Genomic DNA, 7,322 nt, shown 5'->3' on the forward strand with positions numbered 1-7,322 from the left:
AAGAACTGGAAAAAGTAGTCAATCAGCTTTTAAATGAAGGGGGATTGATTATTAAATGGAGTAGAAAACTTAAAAATAAGGGTAATGCTGTCAATGTAACTTAAATGCGTAAAAGCTTAACACCGGAAAAAATTGCTCAGTACCGTATTGAATTTGCGGACAATGAGAACGCTTTAATTGCACTTGATTTTATTGAGGAATGGGAGGGAGATTTAGCAGATGCTGCTGAGTCTATTGCCACTCGTAACGGGATTGAAGGGGTAGAAGATAAGGCTGATTTTCGTTGGTTTGTTATTGTTCTTAATAAATGTCGTGATTCTATTTGTCAACCAGAGAATAGAATTGTTGGAGAAAAAATAGTACCCGCAATTATCCCTACTTTAGCAGAGATGATCGCAGCATCTTTTCTTTGTCCTTCAGGAATTGCTACACTTTTATCAACTCCAGTTGCTATTTATATTCAAGAGGAAGGAATGGATAAATTTTGTCAAACTTCTTCCGATTCTTAAATCAAAGTGATCCCCCCCCAACGCACCTTAAAAAGGGGGGAGAATACCTCAACTTAATTGTATTCTCAAGGAACAATAGATTAAACTCCTGTTGCGATAAATGCCGTCCAATAATAGGGATTGGCAAAGGGATAGGGTTGACGTTTAACCGCAGCTTCTAATAAGTCTTGGAATTTTCTTCTATCCCGTTTACTCTCAAAGACTCGATCGAGTAATTGCTGGAATTTTTGACTATCTTTAATTCTGGCTAATTTTTTACTATTCAATGTTCTTAACCATGTTTGAGTGTTATTTAAAACAATAGCAATACTTCCTTGATCTTGGATAGAAATTCGTTTAAGATCGTGATAAAATTTAGCCATAAATAAAGTTGTTGCTAGGGGATCTACTGTCCAAAGAGTGCTAACAACACTAGAACTACCTGCAAATAGAAAACCACTGGGTAAACCCACATATTCATCACTAATACTATCAGCTTTACTTTCTATCATACCACTTTCACAGGCAGAAAAAGTGACTAAACGACATTCTCTTAAGTCAAATTTTTCAAAGACTTCTGCTAGAGTAAGGTTAGCTGATTCTCTTAAGTTACCGTCTGGATCTGCTAACATTAAAGCTGAGTCTCTAGGGGATTCATTATTAAATTTACCATGACAGGAAAAATGAATACAATGAGATGCTTGTAATTCTTGACGACGGTTTTCTAGGGTTTGTTCTGATGCTTCTAATTCCCCAATAATAATGGTTTTTTCTGCAGCAAATCCTTGACTAATTCTCTCGATTTCTAGATTTGCACCTAAGAGAGGTTTTAGGTCTTTTCTGGTGGGGTTTTTAATGGCAAAAAGACGAGTAAAGTTTTCACGCTGTAATGATTTTACCAGTTTTAAGAGTTGGCAACTGGGAACGTATCCTACACCATTAGAAAAGCGTTGATAGAGAAATTGTCCATTTTTTAGGGGTAAACAATGAAGGGGAATAATATGTAAAAACCAATGGGGAATTAGGATGAGACGATCGCAGGATTTAGGAATCAGTTCTAAAAGTTCATCAATCTGGAGAATTTCTGAGAGTTGATTTAAATAGTCATTAAGATTATTGATCCACGCGGTTTTATTATTTTCGTAAGCATCACGATAATTTTTAATAAAATTAATCAATTTTTCTCGATCTTCTGCTGAAGATTGCCAAACTTTAACCCCTTTCACCTCACTATTCCCCCCTTTTGAAGGGGGGTTAGGGGGGATCAAACCTTTTGAAGGGGGGTTAGGGGGGATCAAACCTTTTGAAGGGGGGTTAGGGGGTATCAAACCCTCATTAGTAACAATAAACGCCATAATACTATCCCCTGAAATATACCATTCTAAGATGGCAGTATCTTGATCAATTAAGGATTGAATCTCACTTAGAGGAATGCTTTCAACCTTTTGAGTTAAGCTAAAAGTGGGGTCTATGGGGGTTATTTCACGATCAATAAATTGTTTTAATTCTTGTTTTAAATGATTGAGGTGAGTATAGTCATTTAAGATGGGTTGTTTTTGTTGATCTGGGGTTAAAATTACTCCCTGATTACGGGTTTGTTCTTGGATGGCTAACCGTTGTTCTTCCCCAATAATGGCACGACGGAGGCGATCTAATTCGGTAATAATAGTTTGGGGGATATTACCTTTAGGATAGATATCTCGATCCGTAAGCAATTGGACTAGATAGCGGGTTTTACTGCGTTCAACGTATTCCAAAGCGCGATCTGGTTGATTGAGGTTGAGATAGGATTGAACTATGCCATGATAAACATCCATTGCATCGGAGAGAATTTCTTGTTGTCGTTGGGGGTTTAAGGCTTCGAGTCGGGTATTTTCTACTGCTTCGATGGCTAAATTGTAGCCTTTGATGGCGGTTTCCCAATCTTTGATAATGTTAGCAGTATTTCCTAAGTTTCGTCCTGTTCTTAAACAGTTTATAGGAAAAGCCGTCGGGGTATATACTTCTAAAGACAGGTTTAAAGCTGCAATAGCTAACTCTAGATTTTCCGCTTTTTCCCCTCTGATGCGAGTTCCATAGGCAGTCCCTAGATTATTTTGTCTCCCTGCCCAATCTTCAGGAAAGGCTTGACGGGTATATACTTCTAAAGACAGCTTATAAGCTGTGATCGCTAACTCTAGATTATCGGCCCTTTCCCCTCTGATGCGATCACAATAAGCACTCCCCAGATTATTTTGTGTCCTTGCCCAACTTTCAGGAAAGCTATCGCGGGTATATACTTCTAAAGACTGGTTATGAGCCACAATTGCTAACTCTAGATTATCTGCTTTTTCTCCTCTGATGCGATTTACATAAGCAGCACCCAGATTATTTTGTGTCATTGCCCATTGTTCAGGAAAAGCATCACGGGTATATACTTCTAATGACTGCTTATAAGCTGCAATAGCTAACTCTAGATTATCTGCCCTTTCCCCTCTGATGCGTTGATCATAAGCATTCCCCAAATTATTTTGTGACCCTGCCCAATCTTCAGGAAAGGTATTACGAGTTCTTACTTCTAATGACAGGTTTAAAGCCGCAATAGCTAACTCTAGATTTTCCGCTTTTTCCCCTCTGATGCGATTTCTATAAGCTTCTGCCAAATTATTTTGTGACCCTGCCCATTGTTCAGGAAAAGCATCACGGGTATATACCTCTAAAGATAGTTTATAAGCTGTGATCGCTAACTCTAGATTATCGGCCCTTTCCCCTCTGATGCGATCACAATAAGCACTCCCCAGATTATTTTGTGTCCTTGCCCATTCATAAGGAAAGGCTTCACGGGTATATACTTCTAATAACAGGTTTAAAGTAGCGATGGCTAACTCTAGGTTTCCTACTCTTTCTCCTCTGATACGTTGATTATAAGCATTCCCCAGATTATTTTGTGACTTTGCCCAATCTTCAGGAAAGGCTTCACGGGTATATACTTCTAATGACAGGTTATAAGCTGTGATCGCTAACTCTAGATTATCGGCCCTTTCCCCTCTGATGCGATCACAATAAACATTCCCGATATTATATTGTAACCTTGCCCAATCTTCAGGAAATGCTTCACAGGTACATACTTCTAAAGACAGGTTATAAGCTGTGATCGCTTTCTCTAGATTATCTGCTCTTTTTCCTTTGATGGATACACTATAAGCAGTGCCCAGATTGTTTTGTGTCATTGCCCAATCTTCAGGAAAGGCTTCACGAGTATAGACTTCCAAAGACAGGTTATAAGCTGCAATCGCTAACTCTAGATTTTCCGCTTTTTCCCCTCTGACACGATCACCATAAGCAGTCCCTAGATTATATTGTGTCATTGCCCATTTTTCGGGAGAGGCTTCACGGGTATATACTTCTGAGAGGGTTTGATATCCTGTAATAGCAATTTCCAGATTATTAGCCCGACTTCCCAAGGGAAACTGTTGAATATCAATACATAAATTTTGAATCACCCCGGCAATAACTGCCACTTCTTCTGCCTCCCCCTGAGAAAACGCATTTCTAGCCCATTGTTGCAACATTTGGGCAAAAGTATCATCTAACAGATGTTGATGGCTTTGTAGGATAGGATAAACCACCGTAGGATCATTACCGTCATATTCTGCTTGTAATACTTCTAATAAAAACTCCTGATATTCCTCTATACTTCTCGCTTGAGGGTTGAGAAATTGCCCCAACTGTTGCGCCATATCCCGTAACCAAGCCGCAGGATTATTATATCCTTGTTCTTCTAAGCTTGTTGCATAGTTTTCCATCACCTGCAAAAATTGGGGGTCAATCAATTCCTGATTTGCTTGCAGAATATTGGGTTCCTCCCCATCAGCAGAAGTGAGCAACTGTTCAATTAAATTAACATAAGCTTGGGTGCGTTGTTCATTCATTGTCTGTACTGTGATTAGAATGATTGAATGAGGGACTATGATGTTTTTTGGCGGATGACTCTATGATAGGATGAGTCCCCTTGATATAGGGCGATTATGACACAGAATGCTATAGAGGATATTAACTATAAACGCTCAAACTCATCAACTCTTAATCCCGCTTGCCTTAAAATACTGCTAATTGTACCGATTGTTCCCTGTTATAAGGAGGTAACAATCCTTGTCATTTTTCCTTCGGGAGTATCCTTGGCAAACTTAACATGACTCCCCTTTTGACTAATAACTTCAAACCCTGCCGCTTCCAACTTGCGTTTAATCTCACGATAAGATAAAGGCTTAAGCGGCATTGATTTCTACCTCTATCTTCTGTAATCGGGGAATAACTGTTGCACAAGGCGGTTCAAAATGTAATTCTAAAGCCTCTTGCAGATTGTTTAACGCCTCGGTTTCTGTTTCCCCTTGACTAGCAACATCAACCTCTAAACATTGGGCAACAAACCAATTATCTTCTTGAAAAATTCTCGCTGTAAGTACCTGTCTCATTTTCACTTTCCTGATTGAGCTTTCCATGATTATAGGTCAGGCTAGAATGACAGTCAATTAAATAATCATATAGATCATGCTTTAGACTTCTACATAACAAGATTCTATACTTTATATCCCGTAACCAAGCAACAGGAGTATTATTTCTTTGTTCTTCTAACCCTGTTGCATAGTCTTCCATCATTGTCTGTACTGTGATTGATGTGATTATGTGATGGACTGTGATTTTTTTTGAGAGAGACCAACCTTATGATTTAAAGTGATACAATAAATATTCGTGATTGTCAAGGGGGATCGATGCCAAATTTGTTTGATATATTCCAAGTTTCTGCCTTAGAACATATCAAACAAATTACTTTTCTGCACAAATAACTGTCATTACAGCAACTTCTTTGTCCAATTGATCTCCTATTTCATCTTCAACAACGTCCAGATCGTAATCCATTTGTAATCCCAGCCAAAATCGCGGTGACATATCAAAATAACGAGCTAACCGAAGAGCTATATCCGCCGTGATACACCGCTTTCCGTGAACGATTTCGTTAATACATTGTTCAGGAACTCCAAGAGCCAGAGCTATTTGATTCTGACTAAGGTTCATTGGCTTGATAAATTCCTCTAAAAGAACCTCACCGGGATGAATTGGCATTAGTTTATCTTCATTCATTATTTTACCTCAATGATAATCAACGATTTCTACGTCTAGAGCATCACCGTTTTGCCAGACAAAGCAAATTCACCATTGATCGTTAACCCGAATGCTATATTGACCTTCCCTGTCACCAACCAGACGTTCCAATCGATTTGCTGGTGGGACACGAAGATCTTGCAGGGTTTCCGCACGATTAAGCATCCGCAATTTTCGCAATGCCACTTGTTGGATATCTAATGGCAATTTACGCGAATGTTTACGTTCAAAAACTTTTTGAGCTTCTTTATCTTTAAAGTTTTGGATCACTCTCTAAACAATTTCTTATCCTACTTTTAAGTATATGACGTAAGGATGATCCGATGGCAGAACTGGTTGGGGAACAGGCCAGACAGTGACTTCTGCGAATGCGTCTGGGGCCAAGATGACGCGACGACAAATGAGCGCGGTAGCCTTCATGTTGGATATACTAACAACACCTTAGCCTATTGTCAATGTCCCCAACAGTTAAAAACACCTCATATTCTTCTATATTTCTCGCTTGAGGATTGAGATATTGCCCAAAGTTTTGTGTTAAATCAATCTGCATGGTTATTATTGTATCCTTATTATTTTAACCCCGTTGCATAGTTTTCCATCACCTGCAAAAATTGGGGGTCAATCAATTCCTGATTTGCTTGCAGAATATTATTGAGTTCCTCATCATCAGCAGAAGTGAGCAACTGTTCTATTAAATTAACATAAGCTTGGGTGCGTTGTTCATTCATTGTCTGTACTGTGATTGATGTGATTATGTGATGAACTGTGATGTTTTTTCGATATACCAAACGTATAATATAATATAATAAACACTCATGATTGTCAAAGATAACCTAATCATAGTCGATCATTCAATCATTCTAATCATAGTTTAGACATTATTAAGGAGAAAGACTATGGACATCACCATCCATCTTAGCCAAGAACAAAGGGAAAAACTCGCCTACATCCAACAACATAGCGATCAGGATATAACTACCCTGCTCAATCAAGTTATTGAGCAACAATATACCAAACTACACCCGCGCAACTCAGATGCTCTTAAAGTGCTGAAAGAAAGCGGTTTTATTGGGTGTGGACAAGGTTCGCCCGATCTTTCTACTAATTATAAAACTATCCTGAAGGAAGAATGGTCAGCCAAACATGATTATAGTTGATACAGGCTTCTGGTTAGCTCTTGCCAATGAGCAAGATCATCATCATCAACAAGCACAGCTTGTAATTCAAAGATTGCGAGAACCCCTAATAACAACCTGGTGTGTTGTCACCGAAACTTGTTACCTTTTGCTAACTCGTCTCGGTAATCATGCTCAACTGCTATTTATTCAAAATTTCTTAGCAGGTGGTTTTGAAGTATTTGAATTACAATCAAATCATGTTAGACGAATGCAACAACTTATGAAACGTTATGAAGATATACCAATGGATCTAGCTGATGCTTCATTAGTAGTATTAGCTGAAAACTTAGGGCATGGGAAAATTTTAACGTCAGATCGCCGCGATTTTTCAATCTATCGCTGGCAGGATACCCATACTTTTCAAAATTTATTCTTAGGGTATCCTTAATAATTTCGGCTCTTCGTTACTTGTTATGGTTCGATAGGGTGGCATAAATAAACTAAATCCTTATCTGGCAAGAGATTTAATTGATTAGTTCGCTCTAGATCAAAAACAATTGACAAAAATCGCCAA

General features: G+C 38.6%; 9 protein-coding genes. 3 read left to right on the forward strand and 6 right to left on the reverse strand.

Features of this window, described 5'->3' with window-relative positions; genetic code table 11:
* Nucleotides 1–104 precede the first annotated feature (104 nt).
* On the forward strand, nt 105–509 hold the full coding sequence (locus tag IM477_RS02015) for a hypothetical protein (RefSeq protein WP_287730355.1): 405 nt from the start codon (nt 105–107) through the stop codon (nt 507–509).
* Between the two features lie 80 nt (nt 510–589).
* Here IM477_RS02015 and IM477_RS02020 read toward each other — a convergent pair whose 3' ends face one another.
* From IM477_RS02020 to IM477_RS02045, 6 genes are all read right to left on the reverse strand, one after another.
* Nucleotides 590–4,399: a CHAT domain-containing protein gene (locus IM477_RS02020; RefSeq protein ID WP_287730356.1), complete on the reverse strand. Its 3,810-nt coding sequence runs from the start codon at nt 4,397–4,399 to the stop codon at nt 590–592.
* Between the two features lie 200 nt (nt 4,400–4,599).
* Nucleotides 4,600–4,746 (reverse strand): type II toxin-antitoxin system HicA family toxin, encoded by a 147-nt coding sequence (locus tag IM477_RS02025; protein ID WP_072319654.1) that lies wholly within the window; start codon nt 4,744–4,746, stop codon nt 4,600–4,602.
* Nucleotides 4,736–4,942 carry a type II toxin-antitoxin system HicB family antitoxin gene (locus IM477_RS02030; RefSeq protein WP_002740815.1) on the reverse strand — a complete coding sequence of 69 codons (207 nt, stop codon included), beginning with the start codon at nt 4,940–4,942 and terminating at the stop codon, nt 4,736–4,738. The genes IM477_RS02025 and IM477_RS02030 overlap by 11 nt, the downstream gene beginning before the upstream one ends.
* A 352-nt stretch (nt 4,943–5,294) precedes the next feature.
* Nucleotides 5,295–5,609 carry a HigA family addiction module antitoxin gene (locus tag IM477_RS02035; protein WP_002737909.1) on the reverse strand — a complete coding sequence of 105 codons (315 nt, stop codon included), beginning with the start codon at nt 5,607–5,609 and terminating at the stop codon, nt 5,295–5,297.
* 69 nt (nt 5,610–5,678) lie between these two features.
* A complete protein-coding gene (locus IM477_RS02040; RefSeq protein ID WP_287728119.1) occupies nt 5,679–5,900 on the reverse strand; it encodes a type II toxin-antitoxin system RelE/ParE family toxin in 222 nt (73 codons plus the stop codon).
* A 299-nt stretch (nt 5,901–6,199) separates the two neighbouring features.
* Complete coding sequence (locus tag IM477_RS02045) at nt 6,200–6,358, reverse strand: hypothetical protein (protein ID WP_287730359.1); 159 nt, start codon at nt 6,356–6,358, stop codon at nt 6,200–6,202.
* Nucleotides 6,359–6,526: 168 nt separating this feature from the next.
* Between IM477_RS02045 and IM477_RS02050 the strand changes: the two genes are divergently transcribed.
* Both IM477_RS02050 and IM477_RS02055 read left to right on the forward strand, forming a co-directional pair.
* Nucleotides 6,527–6,787 (forward strand): hypothetical protein, encoded by a 261-nt coding sequence (locus IM477_RS02050; protein WP_002751499.1) that lies wholly within the window; start codon nt 6,527–6,529, stop codon nt 6,785–6,787.
* Nucleotides 6,774–7,196 carry a type II toxin-antitoxin system VapC family toxin gene (locus IM477_RS02055; protein WP_125732272.1) on the forward strand — a complete coding sequence of 141 codons (423 nt, stop codon included), beginning with the start codon at nt 6,774–6,776 and terminating at the stop codon, nt 7,194–7,196. The genes IM477_RS02050 and IM477_RS02055 overlap by 14 nt, the downstream gene beginning before the upstream one ends.
* Nucleotides 7,197–7,322 lie beyond the last annotated feature (126 nt).

Source organism: Microcystis sp. M090S1 (assembly GCF_020246295.1).
Classification (GTDB): domain Bacteria; phylum Cyanobacteriota; class Cyanobacteriia; order Cyanobacteriales; family Microcystaceae; genus Microcystis; species Microcystis aeruginosa.